General features: G+C 53.2%; 24 protein-coding genes and 2 pseudogenes. 12 read left to right on the top strand and 14 right to left on the bottom strand.

Annotated elements, in window-relative coordinates; translation table 11 throughout:
* Positions 1-32 precede the first annotated feature (32 nt).
* From ACHH0Z_RS14835 to ACHH0Z_RS14825, 3 genes are all read right to left on the bottom strand, one after another.
* Positions 33-512 carry an Rrf2 family transcriptional regulator gene (locus tag ACHH0Z_RS14835; RefSeq protein WP_008502426.1) on the bottom strand — a complete coding sequence of 160 codons (480 nt, stop codon included), beginning with the start codon at positions 510-512 and terminating at the stop codon, positions 33-35.
* Between the two features lie 137 nt (positions 513-649).
* Complete coding sequence (locus tag ACHH0Z_RS14830) at positions 650-2038, bottom strand: HAMP domain-containing sensor histidine kinase (RefSeq protein WP_045408310.1); 1389 nt, start codon at positions 2036-2038, stop codon at positions 650-652.
* Complete coding sequence (locus tag ACHH0Z_RS14825) at positions 2038-2715, bottom strand: response regulator transcription factor (protein ID WP_021241213.1); 678 nt, start codon at positions 2713-2715, stop codon at positions 2038-2040. The genes ACHH0Z_RS14830 and ACHH0Z_RS14825 overlap by 1 nt, the downstream gene beginning before the upstream one ends.
* Before the next feature lie 203 nt (positions 2716-2918).
* On the opposite strand from ACHH0Z_RS14825, the gene ACHH0Z_RS14820 reads away from it, so the two are divergent.
* Both ACHH0Z_RS14820 and ACHH0Z_RS14815 read left to right on the top strand, forming a co-directional pair.
* Positions 2919-3755 (top strand): MipA/OmpV family protein, encoded by an 837-nt coding sequence (locus ACHH0Z_RS14820; protein ID WP_045408313.1) that lies wholly within the window; start codon positions 2919-2921, stop codon positions 3753-3755.
* A gap of 392 nt (positions 3756-4147) precedes the next feature.
* Positions 4148-5869, top strand: coding sequence for a SulP family inorganic anion transporter (locus ACHH0Z_RS14815; RefSeq protein ID WP_395149542.1), 1722 nt, complete (start codon positions 4148-4150; stop codon positions 5867-5869).
* A gap of 364 nt (positions 5870-6233) precedes the next feature.
* Here ACHH0Z_RS14815 and ACHH0Z_RS14810 read toward each other — a convergent pair whose 3' ends face one another.
* From ACHH0Z_RS14810 to ACHH0Z_RS14800, 3 genes and pseudogenes are all read right to left on the bottom strand, one after another.
* Entirely contained in the window at positions 6234-6803 is a 570-nt protein-coding gene (locus tag ACHH0Z_RS14810; RefSeq protein ID WP_045408318.1) for a hypothetical protein, read from the bottom strand.
* Between the two features lie 156 nt (positions 6804-6959).
* Entirely contained in the window at positions 6960-7574 is a 615-nt protein-coding gene (gene dmsD / locus ACHH0Z_RS14805; RefSeq protein WP_045408320.1) for a Tat proofreading chaperone DmsD, read from the bottom strand.
* Positions 7575-7667: 93 nt separating this feature from the next.
* Positions 7668-8693, bottom strand: a pseudogene (locus ACHH0Z_RS14800) (molybdopterin dinucleotide binding domain-containing protein); the annotation flags it as partial.
* Between the two features lie 66 nt (positions 8694-8759).
* Between ACHH0Z_RS14800 and ACHH0Z_RS14795 the strand changes: the two are divergent.
* The 6 genes from ACHH0Z_RS14795 (at position 8760) to ACHH0Z_RS14770 (ending at position 14727) form a co-directional block, all read left to right on the top strand.
* A complete protein-coding gene (locus ACHH0Z_RS14795; protein WP_001397936.1) occupies positions 8760-10337 on the top strand; it encodes a site-specific integrase in 1578 nt (525 codons plus the stop codon).
* A gap of 493 nt (positions 10338-10830) precedes the next feature.
* Positions 10831-11199, top strand: a complete 369-nt coding sequence (locus tag ACHH0Z_RS14790; RefSeq protein ID WP_032671097.1) for a hypothetical protein — start codon at positions 10831-10833, stop codon at positions 11197-11199.
* Between the two features lie 410 nt (positions 11200-11609).
* Positions 11610-11999 carry a hypothetical protein gene (locus tag ACHH0Z_RS14785; RefSeq protein WP_000153249.1) on the top strand — a complete coding sequence of 130 codons (390 nt, stop codon included), beginning with the start codon at positions 11610-11612 and terminating at the stop codon, positions 11997-11999.
* Between the two features lies 1 nt (position 12000).
* Positions 12001-12741, top strand: a complete 741-nt coding sequence (locus ACHH0Z_RS14780) for a KilA-N domain-containing protein (protein ID WP_000178825.1) — start codon at positions 12001-12003, stop codon at positions 12739-12741.
* A 432-nt stretch (positions 12742-13173) separates the two neighbouring features.
* Positions 13174-13665: a hypothetical protein gene (locus ACHH0Z_RS14775; protein ID WP_032236555.1), complete on the top strand. Its 492-nt coding sequence runs from the start codon at positions 13174-13176 to the stop codon at positions 13663-13665.
* A 72-nt stretch (positions 13666-13737) separates the two neighbouring features.
* Positions 13738-14727, top strand: a complete 990-nt coding sequence (locus ACHH0Z_RS14770; protein WP_024262807.1) for a hypothetical protein — start codon at positions 13738-13740, stop codon at positions 14725-14727.
* Positions 14728-15267: 540 nt separating this feature from the next.
* Here ACHH0Z_RS14770 and ACHH0Z_RS14765 read toward each other — a convergent pair.
* Together ACHH0Z_RS14765 and ACHH0Z_RS14760 are read right to left on the bottom strand one after the other, a co-directional pair.
* Positions 15268-16695: pseudogene (locus ACHH0Z_RS14765) on the bottom strand (molybdopterin-dependent oxidoreductase); the annotation flags it as partial.
* 131 nt (positions 16696-16826) lie between these two features.
* Positions 16827-17096: a DUF1161 domain-containing protein gene (locus ACHH0Z_RS14760; protein ID WP_021241220.1), complete on the bottom strand. Its 270-nt coding sequence runs from the start codon at positions 17094-17096 to the stop codon at positions 16827-16829.
* A 98-nt stretch (positions 17097-17194) separates the two neighbouring features.
* On the opposite strand from ACHH0Z_RS14760, the gene ACHH0Z_RS14755 reads away from it, so the two are divergent.
* Positions 17195-17911 carry a YnfC family lipoprotein gene (locus tag ACHH0Z_RS14755; protein WP_008502416.1) on the top strand — a complete coding sequence of 239 codons (717 nt, stop codon included), beginning with the start codon at positions 17195-17197 and terminating at the stop codon, positions 17909-17911.
* A gap of 143 nt (positions 17912-18054) precedes the next feature.
* Here ACHH0Z_RS14755 and speG read toward each other — a convergent pair whose 3' ends face one another.
* Positions 18055-18615, bottom strand: coding sequence for a spermidine N1-acetyltransferase (speG, locus tag ACHH0Z_RS14750; protein ID WP_008502415.1), 561 nt, complete (start codon positions 18613-18615; stop codon positions 18055-18057).
* Positions 18615-18953, bottom strand: a complete 339-nt coding sequence (locus tag ACHH0Z_RS14745) for a DUF1283 family protein (protein WP_032636712.1) — start codon at positions 18951-18953, stop codon at positions 18615-18617. The genes speG and ACHH0Z_RS14745 overlap by 1 nt, the downstream gene beginning before the upstream one ends.
* Before the next feature lie 152 nt (positions 18954-19105).
* Between ACHH0Z_RS14745 and ACHH0Z_RS14740 the strand changes: the two genes are divergently transcribed.
* The 3 genes from ACHH0Z_RS14740 (at position 19106) to ACHH0Z_RS14730 (ending at position 21791) form a co-directional block, all read left to right on the top strand.
* On the top strand, positions 19106-19432 hold the full coding sequence (locus ACHH0Z_RS14740; protein WP_008502413.1) for a YnfA family protein: 327 nt from the start codon (positions 19106-19108) through the stop codon (positions 19430-19432).
* Positions 19433-19542: 110 nt separating this feature from the next.
* Complete coding sequence (gene rspA, locus ACHH0Z_RS14735; RefSeq protein WP_025911411.1) at positions 19543-20757, top strand: starvation-sensing protein RspA; 1215 nt, start codon at positions 19543-19545, stop codon at positions 20755-20757.
* Between the two features lie 14 nt (positions 20758-20771).
* Positions 20772-21791: a Zn-dependent oxidoreductase gene (locus tag ACHH0Z_RS14730; protein WP_025911408.1), complete on the top strand. Its 1020-nt coding sequence runs from the start codon at positions 20772-20774 to the stop codon at positions 21789-21791.
* A 204-nt stretch (positions 21792-21995) separates the two neighbouring features.
* Here the strand turns inward: ACHH0Z_RS14730 and ACHH0Z_RS14725 are convergent, their stop codons facing one another.
* From ACHH0Z_RS14725 to ACHH0Z_RS14710, 4 genes are all read right to left on the bottom strand, one after another.
* Entirely contained in the window at positions 21996-23276 is a 1281-nt protein-coding gene (locus ACHH0Z_RS14725; protein ID WP_045408322.1) for a site-specific integrase, read from the bottom strand.
* A gap of 32 nt (positions 23277-23308) precedes the next feature.
* Positions 23309-23557, bottom strand: coding sequence for an excisionase family protein (gene xisR, locus ACHH0Z_RS14720; protein ID WP_031274995.1), 249 nt, complete (start codon positions 23555-23557; stop codon positions 23309-23311).
* A 79-nt stretch (positions 23558-23636) separates the two neighbouring features.
* A complete protein-coding gene (locus tag ACHH0Z_RS14715) occupies positions 23637-23879 on the bottom strand; it encodes a hypothetical protein (protein ID WP_045408323.1) in 243 nt (80 codons plus the stop codon).
* A 36-nt stretch (positions 23880-23915) separates the two neighbouring features.
* Positions 23916-24038, bottom strand: a complete 123-nt coding sequence (locus ACHH0Z_RS14710) for a hypothetical protein (RefSeq protein ID WP_395149541.1) — start codon at positions 24036-24038, stop codon at positions 23916-23918.
* Positions 24039-24139 lie beyond the last annotated feature (101 nt).

Raw genomic sequence — 24139 nt, 5'->3', positions numbered from 1 at the left:
AGAGAAGGCGGTTTTGTTGCATCAGGAAAACGTTATGACGTTTTTTGATACTGGGCAATGAGGTCGGGGAGCGGATCCCATCCGCTGCTGTCGGCGTTTTTCACCGCTTCCAGGGCGCTAGCCACGGTATGGCGCTCCAGCACCGCTAACGACGCCTGCTCGGCCTCTTCGGAAATCGATTTAAAGTACCAGCAGGCGTTAGCGCTGACCACGCAGCGGGCCGGTACGTCAGGGCGCGACGCCCACAGTTTTTTATCTTCGATGACCGAAAGGTAGATGTCGCGCAGGGTGATCTCTTCCGGCGGGCGACCAAGATGAATGGAGCCGTTACGGCCAAGCGTTGAGACGATAATGCCGTCTCGCGTCAGCGGAACCATCAATTTGCGGATGAAGCTCGGGTTCGCTTCCAGGCCGTAGGCCAGAATCGCGCTCGTCGAACGTTCACCCAATTGCTCCGCCATCGCTACGCTGAGAACCATCTGCAAAGCTGTCGGGAAGCGGTAATCTAACATTTCTCTGTCCTGGGTTGCGGTGAATCTTGTTCTTTTTGGCACCGCAGAGGTGAATAAGCAATAAACAACAATATAACAAATACGGTAATTATTTTGAAGCAATCTGCGGCATTTGCGATCAAACCCCCTGTTCTGCTTTAGCTAAACGTGCGGTTCGGGAAGTCAACCGTCACCAGGAGGCCGCCTTCCGAGGACGTACTCAGGTTTACGCTGCTGTTGTGCTGCTGCGCCACCGCTTTGACGATGGCAAGCCCCAGCCCGCTGCCGCTCTGCACCTGATTGGGATCGCGGAAAAAGCGGTCGAACACGCGCTCGCGCAGTTCAGGCGGAATACCCGGGCCCGCATCGGAGACGCGCAGCTGAACGACGCGATCGCAGGCGCTCACGTCGACCTGAATCCTCCCGCCCTCGGGGCTGTACTTCACGGCGTTCTCAATGAGATTATCAATCAGCGACACCAGGCGTTCCCTGACGCCGTGGATCCAGACGTCATCATCGGCAAAGAATTCCAGCTCAATTTTGCGCGCAGACGCTAGCGGTTCCAGCTCGGCCATTCGTTCCTGAATAAGCGTTGTCAGCGGCACGGGTTCCATAGCCGTATCAATGCGCGATTCACTGTGCATCATCAGCAGCAGCTGATTGACGAGGCGCGCGGCGCGGCTGTTGCTGCGAATCACGCCCGCAAGCAGCTCCTTCTGGCTCTCGCTAATGACCCAGGACTGCAGCGCCTCCACGTTGATGCGCATCGCCGCGAGGGGGGTACGCAGCTCGTGCGCGGCATCCGCGATGAAAATCCGCTCCCTTTCCGCGCTTTCACGCACCCTGGCAAGGAAGTCGTTGATCGCGTCCACCATCTGGCGAAGCTCCCGGTGCTTCGGTACGGCTCTTAAAGGGGAGAGGTCGTCCGGCGTGCGTAACGTAATTTCATTGACCACCTTATTCCATGGACGCATCGCAATGCGGATTGAGAGCCACGCGGGAAACAGCAGAAACGGGAAGCAGACCAGCAGCGGCAGGATGTAGTACCCGCGTGAGTTCAGATAGATAAAGAAGTTCCAGCCGCTGGCTGGCGTGAAGAGGGTGACCTCCACGTCGGAGTGCGGGGATTTGAGGGTGCGGCTGGTCCAGGTACGATCTCCACTCTGAACATGCTCCAGTTCGCCGAACCGGGTGTTTGTTATCCCCGCGGGCGCACCGTCGGAGGCAAAAATAACGGTATTATTTTTGCGAACGATGAGGTTAATCGACAGCACGGGATCTTCCCCTCCGCCGTAACCTTCCCGCAGGGCCTGGCTAAAGGCTTCCAGCACGGCGGTACGATCCTGCGGACGTCCGTCCATACGCTCAACCAGGGTAAAAACGGTTTCGTACGTTTTACTGCCCGTAAGGATGGGAGGGCTGCGCAGGTCCTCCCACAGAATGAAGGTTAGAAAAAGACACCACAGCAGGGTAAGCAGCAGCATCTGGGCGATGATAATTCGCCGTACCAGCGTCGGGCGCCTCAGGTGATACCAGACGTTTTGCATTAACCGCTCACCTTTTGAATGGAGACGGTATCAATGACGTACCCGACGCCCCGGACCGTTCGCACATAGCCGTCGCCGATTTTCCGCCGCAAATTTCCCATATGCACGTCGAGCGCGTTGCTGAGGTTCTCTTTGTTGCCGAATATCCTTTCCTCCAGAAACCGCCGTGTCAGCACGCGGTCCGCGCGCAGCATCAACGTTTCCAGCAGCGCGTATTCACTGGCCGTCAAATCGATATGGCGGGCACTCACCGTCACGCGACGCGTCGGGACATGAAGAGAGAGCCCGCGAATTTCTATCGCCTCATTTTCAAAACCGTAGCTGCGCCGTGCAAGGGCTCGCACTCTCGCCAGCAGCTCGGCGAGAATAAAGGGTTTGACGAGATAGTCGTCCGCGCCGGCATCCAGCCCGCACAGGCGATCCTGCAATGTCCCTCGCGCCGTCAGGATGATGACGGGGATCCCCTTGAGCTGCTGGCGCAAACGCGTCATCAGGCTCATGCCATCGCCGTCGGGTAGCCCCAGGTCGAGCAAAATAAGTTCCGGCACGCAGACGTCAAGCTGATGCAGCGCATCCTCTTTACGGCGAACCCATATGACGTCAAACCCTTGATCTGAGAGGGCGATACGTACGCCATTGCCGAGATCCAGGTCGTCTTCGATAAGTAGAATTTTCACATTGGTAACGGTATCAACCGTGAATGAAGAATAACTTAAGAAAAAAACGGTAGCAGGAAATCTGTCCGGATGACAGCACCTGCCCGCGCTTCAGTGTTTCTTCATTTTCGGCTCATAAGAACCTTAGGGTCACGCTTCAAAATGGGCGTTCCGGCGTTTAACCGCCTGCATCGTCATCATTTGCATCCATAAGGACTTCCTTAATGAGAAATATTGAACTGCGTCATACGTTCCCTCATTTACTTTCGGGCCGTTGCCTGAAAACCCTCGTGCCGGGCGTCGTTCTGGCGTTACTGGCTACGCCTGTACTGGCGGAAGAACAGCGCCAGGGTAACGTCTTAACCCTGGGAGGCGGCGTGGATGTGGGGCCGCGCTACTCGGGTTCAGAGAAAACCCGCGTCTCAGCGGCTCAGGTAGTGGATTATTCCATGGCAAATGGCTTCTTTATCGGCACCACGCGAGGGATCGGTTATGGTAACAATGTTGGCAACCTGGATTACAGCGCAGCGCTGAGCTATCGAACGGGCCGTAAAGATAAAGACGTGAGCAGCGATTCCATCAGCTCCGGCAGCGACGAGCTGCGGGGGATGGGTGAGATTAAAGGCTCGGCTATCGTGGTACCCGGGCTGGGGTACAAGGTGACCGACTGGCTGAATCTGCAGCTGCAGGCTGAGGTTCCGGTGTCTGAGAGAGACAACGGAGAGGCAGTGCATTTCGGCTTGAGCAGCCCGCTCTATACCTCACCAACAAATGCGGTGACGCTGGCGCTGACCGGCAGTTGGGGATCCGACAAGTATATGCAGACGTATTACGGGGTCAACGCCGCCCAGTCGGCCGCATCGGGCTTTGCCCGACATGACGCCGGGGCCGGGATTTATGCCTGGTCGATGAACCTTGACTGGACCCACAAGCTCACCTCGCGCTGGAGCGTGCTTGCCTCAGCGGGCGTGACGCAGCTGACGGGGGATGCGGGCGATAGCCCGATTGTGCATCGAAAAACGTCGCCGACGGGGAGTTTGAAGGTGACATACAGTTTTTGAGCATGTGATAACGACGTATATAAGCCGCTCCGGTTAAGATGGCGGAGCGGTACTACTGGGTGACGGGAAGAGTGATGGACTGTCTCAATCTCAGGGTGTGTAACAACCTGCTATCTATGCCAAAATGATTCAACATTAGCGATTAACGAGACTTACTGATAATGACCATTGTATTTATTCCATCACTTGCTTTCATCACGGCATCCGGCACGGCCAACCCCGGTTAAGCCGCAGTATCTGAACTACGTTTAGCATCAGTCAGAATAATAAAAGAGTTAACGTTTTATTAGATTCGCAACAGTGTCGGCCTCCGTCCGGAGCATTTGAAAACCAGAACCTCACTAAGAAATGTGCCAACATGACGCGAGTAATATCCCTGTCCGGAGAATAATGTGTTCGGAAAACTGTTGTTAAACTACATGCCAGGTTTACAAAATTTGTTAGCCTACGATAAAAGCTGGCTAAAACATGATGTTAAAGCGGGGTTATCCGTTGCGGCTGTCGCGCTACCTGTTGCGATTGCTTACGCTGAGCTGGCGGGGGTGGGGGCAATTGTAGGGCTCTATTCCTGCGTTTTACCGATGATAGCTTACGCACTGTTTGGCTCTTCACGCCAGCTTATTGTGGGCCCTGATGCCACAACCTGCGCGGTGATTGCGGCCGTCGTATTTCCGCTTTCTGCAGGAAACCCCGAACTGCACTGGCAGCTGACGATCATCATGACATTGATGATGGGCGGGTGGTGTTTGCTTGCCAGTAAATTTCGGCTGGGCGCGCTCGCCGATCTGCTTTCTCATCCCATTCTTACCGGTTTACTTAATGGCGTAGCCGTGACGATTATCGTCGGGCAATTAGGCAAGGTGTTGGGGATTAAGCTTGATGAAGCGCAGGTTATTGAAAAAATAATCGCCTTGCCAGGTCGACTTTCAGATAGCCATTTATTAACCGTAGGAATATCCCTTTTTACGTTAATTATTTTAATGGTGATCAAAACGTATCGCAGCCAGTGGCCAGCACCTTTAATCGCCATTGTGATAACAACGGCACTGGTATGGGTGACCTCTGCGCAACAGTACGGCATTGCCACGATTGGGGGAGAAGGCTTCCAGCCTGGTTTACCCATCGTTCACTGGGGGGCGTTCCAGCCGGGGCCGATGCGTGATTTGGTGATCCCGGCGCTGAACCTGGCGTTGGTCAGTTTTGTCAGTCTGATGCTGACCGCCCGCAGTTTCGCCGCAAAAAATGGCTACGAAATTAATGCGGATGCAGAGTTCCGGGCTTTGGGTATTGCGAACATTATGTCGGGGTTATCTCAGGGGTTTGCTATCAGCGGAGCCGATTCCCGGACCGCGGTGAATGATTCGGTTGGGGGGAAAAGTCAGCTGGTTTCCGTGGTCGCCGCCTTGATCATCGGTATCGTCGTAGTATTTTTCACTCATCCATTACAATTCATTCCGGTATCTGCGTTAGGGATTGTTCTAATGTATGCATCGTGGTCATTAATCGATTTGCGTGGGCTATGGAACCTGAGGCGCAGAAATAAACAGGCCTTTCGCCTGGCCTTCTTCACGTTTGGCTGTGTGTTAATTATCGGCGTTATCCAGGGGATCGGCCTTGCAGTGTTGCTTGGCCTGTTGCAGTTCCTTCGTACGGTATTTCGCCCCTCTGAGCACCTGCTGGGCACTGACGAAGAGGGAATGATTCACTCGTTAGGGAATACAACCGATATTAAAATGGTCCCGGGCGTGCTGATGTATCGATTTAACTCACCGTTGACCTATTCTAATGTGGCTTATTTTAAACGTCGGGTATTGAACCTGGTTGATGGGGCAGCCATAAAACCTAAATGGGTGGTCATTGATGCCGTTGCCTGCTTCACCTATTCAGACATCAGTGTCCTGGCAACCATTAATGAGTTAAAGCGTGACCTGAAAGGTCGACAGATTAAATTAATTCTTGCGGGCAGGAAAACGGAGTTAACACGCTGGTTTAAAGACAGTCGGCCAACAATGAATGATGATGACATGATTCTGGCGCCAGACCTCTACCTGGCACTTCGGTTCATTCAAAGCAAAGAGAGTGCGAGTGAGGGGGAATCAGTCAGTGATACATAACCAAATAGTGGTGAAAGGCTTGTAGCAAATGCTACTGGCAGGCAGGGAACACTCACAATTACCCACAGGATGAGAATAAAGATAATGATGGTTTTCTGAAGTATGGGATTATCCACTAAAAATGACTCCGACTTGCTCGCTGAAAAAGCAGAATAGAGGAACAGTCGTCACGTATCCACCACTAAATGTGGGGGTATGAATGAAATTTACCCTGATTCGATTTTGAGATGACCCTGCCCGTAGCCGGTTTCTCCGCTGTGAATGCGCAATCTCTGGTGCGACGTATCAGGCTGACGGCTATAAGCAAGGAGCGGACCTTGAGTACCATTCATTTTCACCGGAACAAAAATAGATAGGGTCGTGCCTACAAATAAATAAACTCATAACTCACAATGTAACTTCCAATATTATTCACACGGGCCGTTACCCACACCCCAGTCATTCCCTGCTTACGGTGGCTGTGCAGATATTCTTTGTTTGTACAAAGCTGAATCCATCTGTTGGTGTTCTGATCTTTTAACCAGAGACCCGCTTCACAATGGCCATGCTTACCTCTCGAAGGCCCCGGAAAGACAACCTCATATTCAGATTCATAGCCAATTATTTTGTCCGGGAAGAGATAGACATAAATATCATAACCATTTAAGCTCAATACAAACCCAAGGCAAAAGCCGCTAAAAAAAGCACTGGCAATATATTCTAATGTTTTGTTAAAAGTGCGCAGGTAAAAAGCGCGCATAACAAAAATTGTTCCAATCAAAACGCCAAGTGAAATATATGTCATCCATTCAGGGACGGATTTTTTTAATATAGTATTATGGGAGATGCCAGATGCCCATGACATATACCAGAGCCATCCACCTAAAACGCTGAATATCACGGCTGTAACAAGTAATTTCTTGCGTTTATCTTCGAAAGAATAATTTTTAGTCATGGTTTTGTTTTGTATGTATCAAACGAAAGTGTTGACCTTACTAGGAAAAGCTATTTTATATTATTAAATTCAATATGCCTCCTGTTTCGAGTTAAATTTTTTAAGCTTCCTCTTTTGACCGTAGCTTGCTCGCTACCCGCGAGCAAGCCACACCCCTTAGCGATACAGCGTCTTTTCCGCAACCGGAATAAGGAGCCCGGATCGCCAGTCCGCGAGCGTCAGCTGCGCAAGCTTACCCAGCGCGGTATAAAACGGATGGTTGGCGTTCTCGACAAACACCGTCAGGAAGCGGGTGCTCCACGGCAGCAGGTGCCACGCCAGAAGCTGAGCGCACTCCGCCTCGCGGCCGTTCTCGGCCAGCCATGCCGCCAGCAGCAGCAAAGTCCCGAAGTGGTCTTCCGGTTCATTCTGCTGCATCTCAAACGCGATAGCGTTCTCCCGCATCCACTGGCGCAGCGCGAGGGTCGAGTCGCCAAACAGCACGGATTCGCGGTCAAGCCAGACGGAGCCCCACGGTGGCGCGGGCAGGGCGTAAGGGCCAATAAACAGCCGTTGCCAGGCGTCCCTCAGCGGCTCATCGGCAGACGCGGCAAAGGTGTCGGCTACGGGTCGCAGCGTTTCCGAAGGCAGAGGCCAGTCCTGAACCCATTCGCCCGCAGTGAGGGCCTGCACCAGCGGCGCGGCCTGCTCGCTGTCTGGCGCGAAATAAAACAGCGCACCCAGCACCCGGGCGCTGAACGCGAACGATTCACGATGTGAGACATCTTTCATTACATCTTCCTTGCTCGCGCGGAGTGTGTCCGCGCGACTGAGTTAACCGATAATACAAACCGTAGAATAAACCACGGTCACGCCATTCACCCGTTACACCTTCTCGATCTCTACCAGATTGGTGTGCTGCGGGTTGCCTTTGGCCAGCGGTGACGGGCGGTGCGTGGTCAGGGTGTTGATGCATGAGCCGTGGTCGACACGATCGCCACTCATATTGGCGTCGTGCCAGGCCCCCTGGCCCATGGCGCTGACGCCGGGCATGATGCGCGGCGTCACTTTCGCTTCAATTCGTACCTCGCCGCGGTCGTTAAAGACGCGCACCGTATCGCCGTTCTTAATGCCGCGTTTTTCGGCATCGACGGGATTAAGGCAGACCTCCTGGCGGCAGGCGGCTTTCAGGACATCTACATTACCGTAGCTCGAGTGGGTACGGGCCTTAAAGTGGAAGCCAAACAGCTGCAGCGGGAACCGCGCGCGCTCGGGCGCGTCCCAGCCGTCGAAGGTTGACGCGTAGACGGGCAGCGGGCTGATGGTCTCATCTTTTTCCAGTTCCCAGGTGGCCGCAATCTCCGCCAGCTTGCTGGAGTAAATTTCAATCTTCCCCGATGGCGTTTTCAGCGGATTGGCTTCCGGGTTTTCACGGAATTTTTTATAGGCCACAAAATGGCCGTTCGGATCTTTGCGCTTGTAAATGCCCCTTTTTTTCAGCTCGTCATAGGACGGCAGTTTGGGATCTTTTTCGAGCATTTTGGCATACAGATACTGCAGCCACTGTTCCTGCGTCCGTCCTTCGGTGAATTTCTGGTGGATATCCGGCCCGAGGCGTTTCGCCACTTCGCTCATGATCCAGTAGATGGGCTTGCGTTCAAACTTCGGCGCGGTCACGGGCTGAAGGAATATCAGGTAGCCCATGTTGCCCGCATAATCGTTTGGAATGATGTCTTCCTGCTCGACGGTCATCAGGTCCGGCAACACGATATCGGCATACTTCGCTGACGACGTCATGAAGTTATCGATGACCACAATCATCTCGCACTTGCTTTCATCCTGCAGGATATCGTGGGTTTTATTGATATCGGAGTGCTGGTTGATGAGGGTGTTGCCCGCGTAGTTCCAGATGGACTCCATTGTCAGACGGATGGATGGACTTGAAGTAGTTGACTCAATGCTACTTAAGGTCCTGATATGACTGACATTAACCATGATAATACTGTATGTCCATCCAGTTCTTTCTCTGGGTCTCCCTATCTGTATCAGCAAGTCTGCACCTCAAGTCCTGACACAAGGCTGACACAAATCAAGGACCTTGCAGTCCCTCAGTTAGTCCGTAGAGCCAATGGTCGATATACTATCCGCTTCAGACTCAAGGGACAGACCATCCCGTTTCTTTCAGTATCGACCCGAAGCACAGACAGGAGAGTAGCCACAATGCGTCAGAGAGAGCTTGCAGCCACAGCTAAGTCCTTCATGTTGGATAGGCCTGATGTCTCGCTACAGGAGCTTACGGACCACCTCCGGTCTATGGCTGAGCAGTTCCTGACAGACGCCAGTGATGACTACTGGAATGGACTTGAGGTCGCTACTCTGGTGGACGAGAAGTCCAACCTGAAGGAGCTAGCCGCTACGCAAGCCTTGAGTCTGGACCAGCAGAAGGGCATAAGGTTAGCGCTTGAAGTCCTGACCGCAGCACAGCAGAGGGTAGACACTGGTGATGCCTCTGGTCTGATTAAGCTGATTGATGATAATAACCATACTGATTACTCAACTATAGGCGACTCTACGTCAATTCTGAAGAATGAGCAGGGGGATAGACCAGCAGTTTTCACACAGGAGCGTCAGCCATCTGTGGTTTTTTCAAGCCTAGTGTCCTCGCTGCTGGCTGAGAAGGTCCAGACCCTGAAGTCCTCCAGCTACAAGGACCTGTCGTCCTCACTGAATACCGTCTCTCGGTTCTTACCTGAAGACATGGACCTGATGTCCCGCTCTGAGTGGCTGGCTGTCAGGGACTCCATGCTGGCTGCTGAGGTGAGACCATCGACAATCAACAAGCTGCTGACTAAGGCGAAGATGTGTCTTGATTATGGCCTGATGAATGGGCAACTTGAGGGCCGCAACCCTATTGAACGGATGAAGCTGACCAAGGATATCGACTCCAAGCGCAGAGCGTTCACAGACGAGGAGCTGGAGAGACTTCTGGTCCGTGTTGAGTCTGAGTATCAGTTCACACGACACACGGCTCACACGACCTCTGAGGCCCGTAGATGGGCGTCTCTGGTGTCTGTGGTCACTGGCGCGAGGTCTGCTGAAGTCTGCCACCTGACTAAACGTGACATTGTCACCTTAGACAACGGTTTAACCTGCATCGACATCAATGAAGATGGGGACGGTAAGTCTGTGAAGAACAAGCATTCAGTCCGACTTGTACCGCTGACCGATGGGGCCTGTGGGTTCGACCTGAAGTCCTTCCTTGAATGGGTAGACACGCAGCCTGACGACGGCGGTCCTCTCTTCGGGATGACTCCGAGCGCCTACTCTAGCTGGTTTAACTCTAGGGTCCTGACTGAGGCACTGGGAGACGCTGAGAACGTTTCTCTCCATAGTCTGAGGCATTGGCTGGCGACCCGAATGAAAGAGCGTGGAGTCAATCTGGTGGACGCTCAGGGCATCTTAGGCCATAGCAGTCAGTCAATTACGTATGACCTGTACGGGAAAGGACACGCTGTTGGTAGGCTGGCTGAGGTGCTGAAGACAGCTTTACTTTAAGTAGGAAGACCCAAGGTGGAGACCATATACGGCTTGATGGTTGAGACCTTGGGTCACTGAAGTCTGACTGAAGTTAGGGAGGGTGATAATAATCATAATCCCTCCTGACTATAGGCCCACTGGTTCGCCTTCGGCTGTCCGACTCTAAGTCTGTCTGTGGTCTTATTTAAACTGCGTCCTAAACTCCGGTCCCTCCAAATTCCTATGTCTCCTCTTGACATTCCTGTTTAACTGTGAGTCGCCTCTGGTCTCTCTTTATATATACTTCCTTAATTCCTGAGGCGTCTTTAGTCCTTGACATTCGGTCCAACCTGTGAGTCACATCCGGTCCTCCCTCTTTATATTTACTTCCTTAATTCCTAGGGTCGACTTAATCCTTGACATCCAGTCCAGCCTGTGAGTCACATCCTGTCGCGCTACTGTATGCATCACCAGTGGTGGACTTGATTATCACTATAGGGGAACCAACTAATTCAACTACAGGAGATACTCTATGGCACGACCCATCGCAACTCACGACAACACGTTCACCAAAGCCTACTTGCAGCAGCACTGCGGGGACCTGCTGCCATTCGATGGTCAGGGTGACTTGAGTGGCTGGCTGGATGATGTCCTTACTGGTGCTGGTCGCCTGAGCGAATCAATGGCAAGCAATACCAAGCCTGTCAGCCCATACTTGATTCTGACCCAACTACTAACGCACGACACATTAACTGTAAGCGCTGTGCAGGAGTCCCTGAGCCGTAAGCGTGTTGCCTTGGGTGAACCTATGGTTTCAACTCGCTACGCTCGCTACGTCTATGCTGCCGTCGTCAGCGCCAGTAAATCCGTCCAGTACCACGCCAGTAAAGCTGGTTCATGATTACGGACCCTAAACTATCACTATAGGAGACCTGCTTCCGCCTCTGAGTCTGATGCGTCAGAACATGCGAGCATCTGGTCAACCGACATTAAGTATCTCTCCTAAGTAATCAAGGCCCGTGACCGCCTCTGTCAGACCTCCTGTATGACCTCCAGCTCGTTAGCGTTCTTCAGTCATCTCATTGGCTTAAGTCTATCACCGCTCACCATCTGGAGTCCTTACAGCTCGTCCTGACATGCGGTCTCACCTTATATGCACATGGAGAACATGGTCACTCCAGACCAACACTAATCAACATTAACCCTATTCACTTTCGTTAAGCATTTTTTGGTGGGTCCGTTTGGATGCATTGAATAGGTGCGGACTCCACGTGGAGACAGAAAGTGCTTTACCAAAGGAGCATCCTTTATATGACTATTAAATCCATCGTTATCAACGGTAAGACCATCCTGTCTACACCTAACGCCATCAATGAGGGTGTCTGGTTCGACATGCTTGAGGTCCATCAAGCTGCTGGCTTGCCTGCTAACAAGACGTTCTCACAGTGGCGCAGCCGACAGTCTCGTGCATTAGAAGAGGCTGGAGAGGTGTCGTTTGACAGTGTACAGAAGACCCTGTGTGGCAGCTTTGTGGCAGTGCTGGCCTACCTTATGTGGGCGGACCTTACTCTCTGGCTGGCGGTGGTTCGTTACGTTGCGTCTGAGACTATCGGCGTCCTGCCTGACCGCTTCAAGTCTATCGACGGTGATAACCCCGAGGTAGAAATGTCAGAGGATAACAGCGAGTGGGAGGACTTCTAAGATGACCATGAGCCAGCTTGAAGCATTACCTATCGTCATCGAGGGTCATTCATTCATCTGCAACGACCAGCGCATGTGGAACCTGAACGAGATTCACCGAGTGTTAGGTCTTCCAGCAAGCAAGATGCCGTCTGAGTGGAATAACAAGATTCGCACACAACTTGACCGCTCCGGAAATTTCCGGACCGTGAATGGTGACGGCGGTGGTACATGGGCGACCGAGGCTGGGACCGTGGCTTATGCTATGTGGGTCTCTACAGATTTCTACCTGATGGTCATCAATGCTTTCATCTTTATGCGTAACGACGCAATCGTCCGAGAGCGTGTAGCGGTCAAACAGGCTGACGAGGCTAACGCTAACCTCTCCATCGCAGCACCTAAGGCAGACATCTTTGACGGTCGTCTGACCAATGGTGGCTCTGTTCCGTGGAACTGGGCGTGTAAATCTTTGGGTCTTGCCCCGATGAAACTGAAAGAGGGCTTGAAGCGCTCCGGTAAGTTCGTCCAGAAGTGGAACCCTGACAGTTACGCCGACGAGCTTCGACCTCAGGAGAAGGCGTTCAGTATTGGACTATTCGTCACTAAGTCAGTCATGGGTAAAGACACATGGCAGGTGACAGCTAAAGGCTACGCATGGATGCAGGGGAACGCCCAGAAGTGGAGAGAGCTAATAGCTGATGGTGACCGCTTAAAGGCTGCTGAGCGTCGAGCACAGAAGCGTCTTAACCGTGGAGGTAAGTAGTCATGGCTATGATTGACCCTCGTACACCTATCGGCAAAGCAACCCTTCGTTACCGTGGTCTACCTACACGTCATCTGCTGTCTCTGCTGAGACTTGGAGTCGAAGACCCCGAGCGCCCGTACTACAGTCGAGACGAGCTGATAGCTATGTTGGTGGACCGTGATTTAGACAATCAGTTACGCCGAGCCTTTGCGAAGTCTAGCGCAGCTAGTGAACTGGAGTCTTGAACCTTATGGGGCAGAAAAACCGCCGCATAAACCTATCGTCTGCTGACCGAAGTTTCGACGCATTGAGCCAGACGGAAAAGTTTTCCTGCTGGTAAACCACCTTAATTTAAACACCTTTTGAGAATGACCGATGCGGGGAGACCCGTAGGCATAACTGTGTCTGCGATACCGATAGTTCTCACCTTCTCAATAGGAGTACTACCTTATGTTATTCAACAACAACGACTGGAAACTATCAGTCACCGACATCAATCCCTATGAAAATACTGTGAGTCTGGACGGTCAGTCCTATCCGCTGTCTCTGGCGATTAAGACCCTGATTCCGGGCTACCTGTCAGGCTTACCGTCCACCAGCCGCGAGGCGATGGAGTTACTGGAAGCTCTGGCTGAAGCTGGCGTGACCATTGGCAACTTCTTCAGTAATGACCTGATGACCGCCTATGGTCGCCGCCAGCAGAACAAGCGAGCCGAAGCTGAGCGTATTGCTAAAGAGCAGCGCATTCAGGCTGAGCGTATGCGTGAAGAGAACATGACTGATGCAGAGTGGCAGAAAGAGCTACAGCGCCGTGAACAGGTCAAAGCTGAACGCCGGACCTATGGTGAGCACCTCCGCAGTGCTACCCATTCCGCTGGGCGCTCCCGTGCTTCTATGGTCGCTGACATTGAGTCCACGGACAACTGGATGGACAGCCTCTAAGACACAGACACACAAGTGGTCCTGACCTGATGTCGGGACCCACAGTATCCAAACTAATTCAGGAGATTGATTATTATGACGATTAAAGACGCTTTCCAGTTCGGCATTGAGCCAGTACGTATCACCGACACCGACAACATTCAGATTAACGAAGGTTTGCCAACTAACGCAGACCCTCAGGTCTACGCCTTTGAGCTGGCTAAACTGGTTAAGACAATGCTGAATGGTGTGCTGAAATCCGCTCAGGAGAACATCCCGTTCCCTGTAGAAGTCCTGCCTACCCGCAATAGCCTGCCTACTCCAATCATTGCTCACACTCTGGCTGACCGCTCTGTGGTCGTTCCTGTCCGTGGTGGTAAGCGACCTGAAGTCGTGACCGTTCCGTCTGGACAAGAAATCGTGGTCGAACCAATCGAGCAGGCTATTCTCATCTCTGAGCAGACCAAGCTCTGGGACGCCAAGTCATCCACCGGATTCACTCAGGGCACACTTCAGCAGGACGCTATGAACATCTGTGAGAATGTGGTCCGTACCATCAACGCTCGCATGGTCGACGTTCTGGAGTCCTCCAAACTGTTGAAGACCGTAGAGCTTCCGGTCCTGACTGGCAGCCTGACCGCTAAGGCAGACACTATCATGGACGCTCTGTATGACAACACCGAATCTTCTTTCGGTTCTGAGGTTACTGATTACGGTATCATCGCCCATGAGTCACACCTCAAGGCTCTCTCCCGTCTGGCTGCTAAGCAGGGCTTCGGTGGTGAAGACGCTATCGTCGATATGCTGGGGACTGATATTGCGTATTACAACGGTGAAGACCGTGGCGTGTTCATGATGGCTAAGCGTTTTACGGCTCTGAGCTTCGGTTGCTTCCGCCACGATGGCGAAAACATTACGGCGGTCCTGTCCCGTGATGGTGACTCTCAGTCTCACTCTCTGGAAATCCTCGGTAAAGTGTTCGTTGTCGCTGAAGCTGCTACGACCGTCAAGATGGGCACTGGCTCAGCTACTGCCGTCCTGCCTGTAGTCAAACGCCTGAAGTTCACCAAGACCGAAGCGTAAGACCAATGGGTAAGAGGTAAGTCTGGACTGAATATCAGCAGGACTTCAGGTGGTGGGTTATCACTATGATTAACTAACTATGGTCTGGACCAATGGTCTGGACCTGTTTTTAATGTAATAATATAACATAACAGATAAGGGGCTTTATGTCTATGACTTCCGCAGACCTAAGGTCCCTCCTGACTCTGGTCTATAAACTCGTGTTCCTCTCTGTGGGCCTCTATATGGACCTCTCCGGTCGACTCGGTGTGAATGTATTCGACACTCTGTCTAAGGCTGTGGGTGGGCTTCTGGGGGGCTTAGGTTTGTACTCACAGTGGGACCGATGGTTTCTGACAGAAAAATGTGAATGACCATCTAATACATTAAGCCAGCAGACTTCCCCCATAGCCCGCCTCAAGTCCAGACCGAGGCCACCGGGGGGGCTGACCAGCCGTCTAGACATCCCGTCTAATGACACAAGGCTGACACAAAGCCTGACACAAAGTCCTTGACTCAATGCAGGACCTCAGGCCTACTAAGGGTCCGCTTCAAGTCCTTGAAGTTCCAGATGAACTTAATCGGCACGTCCAGCTTATCCTTGCCGCGCACGCCGTCGCGCAGGGCGGTCATCTCCGGCCCACGGGCGATGGCGTCCGTCCAGCTGAAGCAGGAAATTTGCGTTTTGACCGGGTTATCCGGCAGCGGCATACGTTCGATGGTGATGGTGTAGGTGGACTCACGCGCGCCGCTGTTCCCGCCGTTGATCCCGACGTTTCCGGTGAGGATCGGTAGCATCGCGATAGCGCGGGAGGTCAGCTCGCCGTTCGCCTGACGCTGAGGTCCCCAGCCCTGGCAGATATAAGCCGGTTTAGCGGAGCCGATTTCCCGGGCAAGCTTAACGATGCGATCGGCGGGAATACCGGTGATGCGGGAGGCCCACTCCGGCGTTTTCGCCGTGTGGTCATCGCCTTGGCCGAGAATATACGCTTTGTAGTGACCGTTAGCGGGCGCGCCTTCCGGCAGCGTTTTTTCGTCGTAGCCAATGCAGTATTTGTCGAGGAATGGCTGGTCGACCAGGTTTTCGTCGATTAATACCCAGGCAATACCCGCCACCAGCGCGGCATCGGTTCCCGGACGGATCGGGATCCATTCATCTTCGCGTCCGGCTGCCGTGTCGGTGTAGCGCGGGTCGATAACAATCATGCGCGCGTTGGACCGCTCGCGAGCCTGTTCCAGATAGTACGTAATCCCGCCGCCGCTCATGCGCGTTTCCGCCGGGTTATTGCCGAACATCACTACCAGTTTGGTGTTTTCGATGTCCGAGGTACTGTTGCCGTCGTTGCTGCCGTAGGTGTAGGGCATCGCGCAGGCAATTTGCGCCGTGCTGTAGGTGCCGTAGTGGCTCAGGAAGCCGCCGTAGCAGTTCATCAGGCGCGCCACCAGCGAAGCGTAAGGGGAGGAGCGGGTGATATTGCCGCCGACAATCCCGGAAGAGTAGTTGATATACACCGCTTCGTTGCCGTAGTTGGCCACCACGTCTTTCAGGCTGGCGGCGATCGTGTCGAGCGCTTCATCCCACGTGATGCGCTCGAACTTGCCTTCGCCGCGTTTGCCCACGCGCTTCATCGGGTAGTTCAGACGGTCAGGGTGATTGATGCGGCGACGAATAGAACGTCCGCGCAGGCAGGCGCGCACCTGGTGATCGCCATACACATCCTCGCCGGTGTTATCCGTTTCGACCCAATACACTTCGTTGTCGCGGACATGCAGACGCAGCGCACAGCGGCTGCCGCAGTTGACCGAGCAGGCGCCCCACACCACGGTATCTTCAGGAGGCTGGACGGCGTGCTTCACCGCAGCGGCAGCGCTTTTAAGGCCAAAGGGAAGCGAGAGCCCACCAGCGGCAAGCGCCAGAGAACCTATCGCCGTAGATTTCACGAGAGTTCGACGGCTAATTCCGCCGTCGTAATGTTCAGCATCGGACATGGCTCACCCCATCATTATTATTGCGTATTATTTCTCCCGAAATGATATCCGGGCTAATGATGGGGTGAGTGTTACTTATTTGGGGGTATTAGATCTTAATCCTTGTCAAATCAAAGGGAATTGACGCTCAATTACTGAGGTTCAGCTGCCGCACCGCTGCCTGTGCGGGTGTACAGAATTTTAAAGGTGTCGTTAGCGCAGTGGCCTACAACCTGCGTGCCCGGCTGATCGGCCTGGTCGTTCGGCACAATGTTCAGCGTAAAACCTGACTCAGGCACGCCGTTGTTGACGATCTTCTGCTGAATGTCGCTTTTCACGCGCTCGCAGGAATCCGGTGCCGCCAGCGCGGCCGTTGAGGCACTCATTAACAGCAGGGCGGTAATCCAGGGTAACCGTTTCATCTGTAGCTCCTTTTCTCTGTGTAGAGATTAATTTTAGCAGGCTTCGTGTAAACATCTGTATTTGCTAATATGATTGGGAATAATCTCCCTGTACGGAAATGAATGTGAAGAAATATGCAGCGATAACGCTCCTGGCAGCAACACTGGTGGGGTGCGACAACAGCTCCGCGCCGCTGTCGTTTACGCCCGAGATGGCGAGTTTTTCAAACGAATTTGATTTTGATCCGCTGCGCGGCCCGGTCAAAGACTTTACCCAGACGCTGTTCAACGAGAAGGGCGAAGTGTCTAAACGGGTCACCGGCACCGTCTCGACGGAAGGGTGCTTCGATACGCTGGAGCTACACGACCTGGAGGCCAACACCAGCGTGGCGCTGGTGCTGGATGCCAATTACTATCTTGATGCGGAAACCCAGCAGCGCAAAGTGAAGCTGCAGGGCAAATGCCAGCTGGCCGAACTGCCGTCAGCCGGGGTAACGTGGGATACCGACGACAACGGATTTGTGGTGGCGGCGCACGGCAAAGAGATGGAAGTGAAGTATCGCTACGACGCGGATGGTTACCCGCTGGGCAAAACCACCGTATCAGGGGATCAGCATCTGTCCGTCCAGTCGACGCCGTCGAAAGACCTGCGCAAAAGAATGGATTACTCGGCAGTCAGCATGTTGAATGACAAGCCGCTGGGCAACGTGACGCAGAGCTGCGACTACGATCGCCACAATAACCCGGTGAGCTGCGATCTGACCATCACGGACGATAGCGTCAAACCCGCCGTTGAGCACAAGTACACCATCAAGAACACGATTGAATATTACTGAGCGTAAAGTGCATTTTGTGCGTTTCGCCCGGCGGCGCTACGCTTGCACGGGCCTACAATGAAGCACCCTGTAGGCCGGGTAAGCACAGCGCCACCCGGCAAGAAAGACAGCTCAACGGTTTATGACACGGTTTGTCATCGATCTCACTGCGCGGTAGGTTTCAGCAGGCTGGCGCCTGACGGTTTATGTCCGGCCAGGTGCTGATGCTGGAAAATGCACATGCGGATGGTGTTGCGGTATTCACCGTTGATAAAGAACTCGTGAATCAGCTCGCCTTCCACCATAAAGCCCAGCTTGCGATAGATATGGATCGCTTTTTCGTTCTCTTTGTCCACAATCAGGTAAAGCTTGTAGAGATTCAGAACGTTGAATCCGTAATCCATTGCCAGCCTGGCCGCGCGTGACGCAAGGCCTTTTCCCTGATGCTCAGGGGAGATGATGATCTGGAACTCCGCCCGACGGTGAACGTGGTTGATTTCAACCAGCTCCACCAGCCCGGCTTTTTCACCTTCACACTCCACCACAAAACGACGTTCACTCTGATCGTGAATGTGCTTATCGTAGAGATCGGACAGCTCGACAAAGGCCTCATAAGGCTCTTCGAACCAGTAGCGCATCACGCTGGCATTGTTGTCGAGCTGGTGGACAAAGCGCAGGTCTTCACGCTCCAGCGGACGGAGTTTAACGTCGCAGGGCGCCGACATTATGGGGCTACCGTGCGGCCAGTGCGGCGATCCAGGCAGCGCAGGGTGTTAGGCTCCCAGTAGGCATTGACGTTTGCACTTTGCTGACACTTATCGCGCGCGTCAAAAGCGACATCTTCTTTGTCCCACTCTTTTTCGGCACGTTTGTTGACCTTCTGGCGAAGGCTACGGGTGTCATTCCATTGTTCTTTGTCCATCGCGGCGTTCTGGCGGCTTTGCGCGCTGTCACCAGACTCAATAATGAGCTTGCTGGTTTCCGCTGTCGCAGAGGCGGCAAAGGTGAACGATGACAGCGCCAGCAGGGCTGTCAGACAAAGGCGTTTGCTTAATGTGGTCATAGCGTTTCCTTTTAAATGGGTGCAGATAATCAAGTTACCCCGTACAGATTCTACACTAAAGCGAAATGACGGCATACCCGCGGAGCAAGTATGGAAAAGTAAAGGGCATCATCAGGTATGATGGTTAAATAAATCCTCACCTGACGTGAAATATGCTTAAAACGACGCTGCTTTTTTTTGCGACTGCGCTGTGTGAAATCATCGGTTGCTTCCTGCCCTGGCTCTGGCTCAAAAAGGGTGGATCCGTATTGCTGCTCATTCCGGCAAGCGTCGCACTTGCTCTTTTTGTCTGGCTGTTAACGCTGCATCCGGCGGCCAGCGGGCGCGTTTATGCGGCTTACGGCGGCGTCTATGTCTGCACGGCGCTGCTGTGGCTACGCGTGGTGGACGGCGTCAAGCTCAGCGTCTATGACTGGGCCGGCGCGCTGATTGCCCTGTGCGGTATGCTGATTATTGTGGCGGGATGGGGCCGCGCATGAGCCCCCGGTTTTGTGATCGTTAGCTTATTTTACGATCATTATACTTGTATGGTAGTAGTGTAGTTGCGTAAATTTCCGGCATCACAACGAACGATGTAAGGAAAGGAATTATGAAGATTGTCGCGGCTGACGTGTTTGTTACCTGCCCGGGGCGGAACTTTGTCACCCTTAAAATCACCACCGATGAGGGGATTGTCGGCCTCGGTGACGCTACGCTAAACGGACGCGAGCTCTCCGTGGCCTCATACCTGAAGGATCACCTTTGCCCCCAGCTCATTGGCCGCGATGCGCACCGCATCGAAGACATCTGGCAGTTCTTCTACAAAGGTGCTTACTGGCGTCGCGGTCCGGTCACCATGTCGGCCATCTCCGCCGTGGATATGGCGCTGTGGGATATCAAAGCCAAAGCGGCCAACATGCCGCTCTACCAGCTGCTGGGTGGCGCCTCACGCGAAGGGGTAATGGTCTACTGTCACACCACCGGCCACACCATTGACGACGTACTGGAAGATTACGCCCGTCACAAAGAGATGGGCTTTAAGGCGATCCGCGTGCAGTGCGGCGTGCCGGGCATGAAAACCACCTACGGCATGGCCAAAGGGAAGGGGCTGGCCTACGAGCCTGCGACCAAAGGCGACTGGCCGGAAGAGCAGCTCTGGTCTACCGAAAAATACCTCGACTTCACGCCGAAGCTGTTCGACGCGGTGCGTAATAAATTCGGCTTCAATGAGCATCTTCTGCACGACATGCACCACCGCCTGACGCCCATCGAAGCGGCGCGCTTCGGCAAGAGCATTGAAGCATACCGCATGTTCTGGATGGAGGATCCCACCCCTGCGGAAAACCAGGCCTGCTTCCGCCTGATCCGCCAGCACACCGTTACGCCCATTGCGGTAGGCGAAGTGTTTAACAGCATCTGGGACTGCAAGCAGCTCATCGAAGAGCAGCTGATCGACTATATCCGCACCACCATTACCCACGCAGGCGGCATCACCGGGATGCGCCGCATCGCGGACTTCGCGTCGCTCTATCAGGTGCGTACCGGCTCGCACGGTCCGTCGGATCTGTCGCCCGTGTGCCATGCCGCGGCGCTGCATTTCGACCTGTGGGTGCCGAACTTCGGCGTGCAGGAATATATGGGCTACTCCGAACAGATGCTGGAGGTCTTCCCGCACAGCTGGCGCTTTGATAACGGCTATATGCATCCGGGCGACAAGCCGGGGCTGGGCATCGAGTTTGATGAGAAGCTGGCGGCGAAATACCCGTACGATCCGGCCTATCTGCCGGTGGCCCGTCTTGAAGACGGCACGCTGTGGAACTGGTAAGCGAGGAGCAAACGATGAAAAGCGTAGTGATTCAACAGCCGAACGAACTGGTAATTGAAGAGCGTCAACTCCCGGTACCTGGCGCAGGTGACGTCCGCGTCAGTATCAAGCTTGCCGGGATCTGCGGGTCGGATAGCCACATCTACCGCGGCCATAACCCGTTTGCGAAGTATCCGCGCGTCATCGGCCATGAGTTTTTTGGCGTGATTGACGCCGTGGGCGAGGGCGTTGACAGCGCGCGTCTGGGCCAGCGCGTTTCGGTCGATCCGGTAATCAGCTGCGGGCACTGCTACCCGTGCTCAGTGGGAAAACCGAACGTCTGTACCTCGCTGGTGGTGCTGGGCGTTCACCGTGACGGCGGCTTTAGCGAATATGCGGTCGTGCCCGCACAAAACGCCTGGCCCATTCCGGATGACATTCCTGATAAGCACGCCGTCATGGTTGAGCCCTTCACCATCGCCGCCAACGTAACGGGGCAGGCGAAACCGACTGAACAGGACGTCGCGCTGATATATGGCGCCGGGCCGATGGGGCTGGTTACGGTTCAGGCCCTGAAAGGCGTCTATCAGGTGAAGCAGGTTATCGTGGTTGATCGCATAGACGAGCGTCTGGCGATGGCCCGGCGCAGCGGCGCGGATTGGGTCTTTAATAACGGCGAGCAGTCGCTGCAGGCCGCGCTGGAGGAAAAAGGCATCAAACCGACGTTAATCATTGATGCCGCCTGCCATCCCTCCATTTTGCAGGAAGCGATAACTCTGGCCTCACCGGCGGCGCGCATCGTGCTGATGGGGTTCTCCAGCGAGCCGAGCCAGATTGTTCAGCAGGGCATCACCGGCAAAGAGCTGGCGATCTTCTCCTCGCGCCTGAACGCCAACAAATTCCCGGTCGTTATCGACTGGCTGAAGAGGGGGCTGATCGACCCGGAAAAACTGATCACCCATACCTTTGACTATCACCACGTTAAAGACGCTATTGAACTGTTTGAGAAAGACCAGCGGCAGTGCTGCAAAGTTTTGCTCACGTTCGGCCAATAATCATTTACGCGGTTAAGCGCCTGCGCAGACAGGCGCTATGTGGTACGCATCTTACCTTTCAGAGATAGCCATTATGACGCAAGTACAACCTCAAAGAACCACATCCGATCTGGTGAAAGCCGCCGTTTCCGGCTGGCTGGGCACCGCCCTGGAATTTATGGATTTCAAGTTTTATAGGTTTTAACGTTATGAAACAGAAGGGAATTATACAGCTCTTAATGTTGCATGGGGCACTGATGGGGCAAACTCACTCAATTTTGAGTTCAGAAGCGCTACCTGCGCATCGTTATTTTCTGACATCCATTTCCCGTAAACCTGGAAAACCATCTGCGCATCAGCATGACCCATTTGCGAAGCAATGAATGCAGGGTTGGCTCCAGCAGTCAATGACCAACAAGCATATGTGTGACGTGACTGGTATGATTTCCTGTGACGAATGCCTGCGCGCTTGACTGCCGTATCCCATGTCTGCCTTACCGAATCGACCGTGAAGTGATCGCCACATAAACCCGTTCTTGAAGTTACGGATGGGAGAAAAACAAACGTGCATTTGTGCTTCTCTTTTTTACCGTACTCTCGAAGGTGAACATCAATCATGTGCTCCTTGCCAAGCCTGGTGATTTCAAGTTGGCTCTTCAGAGCTTCAATTGCAGGTTCGATAAGGTGTATCACCCTGTTCGTTCCCGCCTGAGTCTTGGGAACGGTAAATTTATCCTGCGCCAGATTCCTCCTTATCATCATCGTGCCAGCCTTAAGGTCGATATCCTCCCAACCCAAAGCGCACAGTTCACCCGGGCGGATTCCTGTGTATACAGAAAGAGACCACATGTTTTTTGCTTGCTGACTGCGACACGCCTCTATGAGCCTGATAAACTCTTCCCTTGATAGCGGGTCAGGAACGACTCGTGACTCTCTTAGTGGAGATATTCCCTTGAATGGTGTGTCATCGAGATACCCGTTTTCAACGCCAAACTGAAAGATGGCGAAAAGGTTAGTCATGTAGTTATTGACCGTCACAGCAGAACGCCCTGGCTCAGTAATTACATACTGGGTTTTCGGAAGCTGATAACCGGTCAACAATTCCTTCCTTACCTCAAGAATCCTTTCTTTACTTATCGACGATGCGATCGTCCTCTCACCGAGAATGAGAAGAACGTTTTTGATTATCGTCCGGTATGTCTTAATAGACGTCGATGCAACATCAGTCTCTTTAAGCGATAAATACTTCTCTGCAAGTTCTCCTATGGTTAGCGCCTTACTCACCTCACCAAATCGCTGAAGGTTAGGGGAGTTTGGAAACTGTGATGCATAGTTGAAAGTTCCCGTCTTTACTGCGTAGACAATGCTTGTACGCAGCTCCCCGGCAATCTTCCTGTTCTTCGCTGTATCAGGTACACCAAGACTTTCCCTTACCCTGACACCGTTATAGATAAACCACAGGCGCAGCGTGCCCCCGTGGTTTTCAATCCCGGTTGGATACTTCATGCATCTTCCTCTTTGGTTAATCGAAGGGGTATTTAAGCAGATTTCTTGCGGGGAATCGCGGGTTGCTGACGCTCAACCCATTTGTCGACTTCGTGGCGGTTGTAAAGGATAGGGGAGTTATCCTTAGGCTGGCAGTCGCATGAGTAATGGCGGTACTCTTTACCCTCCATCCATGACGTTTCCCTGGCTAATCTGATCGCGTTTTTTGTCAGGCCGGTAATCGCCATCAAAACCTTCTCTGATACCCACTTATTGGGCACAAGCTGAATCATATCGCTCATTGATTTCTCCATTGCGGAAAAGTTGATGAGCCCCATCGAGTGTGAGGCTGTGTGACTCCATGGTTACTGCGATTGATGGCTATTCTGTTAATAGCTCAAGCTTGCTTCTAATCCAGGTTGATATTTGCTCATCAATTTGTCCGTGCCATTCCGCTTCGTCTAGTGCGCTTACGATCTCATCCATCTGCTCTTGCGTGAAGAAATTATCACGATAATCACTCCATGAAGCAGCCTTCAACCTACCACCAAGGATTTCGGTTCCAGCTCCTACCGGAGGCTCCTTTCCTTCTTCAAACTCAACAACAAAAGTCATCTTGCTCATTATCTATCTCCAATAAAAAACCGCCATTGCGGCGGTCTAGTAGCCTGAATATTCCTGAAGCGCATCCACAATGCTGATCGCTTCATCTAATGCATCCTGCTTCATCTCTTCGAATCCATCTTTCAAGGTGCTTTGAATCGCCACGGGTTTAACAGACACCTCAGAGTCATTTAAGATGACTTAAAGAGAGGTGCCCATGAGCGGTAAGCGTTATCCTGAAGAGTTTAAAATTGAAGCAGTCAAACAGGTTGTTGATCGTG

The organism is Enterobacter cloacae complex sp. 2024EL-00227 (genome assembly GCF_043945315.1).
In the GTDB taxonomy this organism is placed as follows: Bacteria; Pseudomonadota; Gammaproteobacteria; order Enterobacterales; family Enterobacteriaceae; genus Enterobacter; species Enterobacter roggenkampii.
This window is presented reverse-complemented; position numbering and strand designations above follow the sequence as displayed.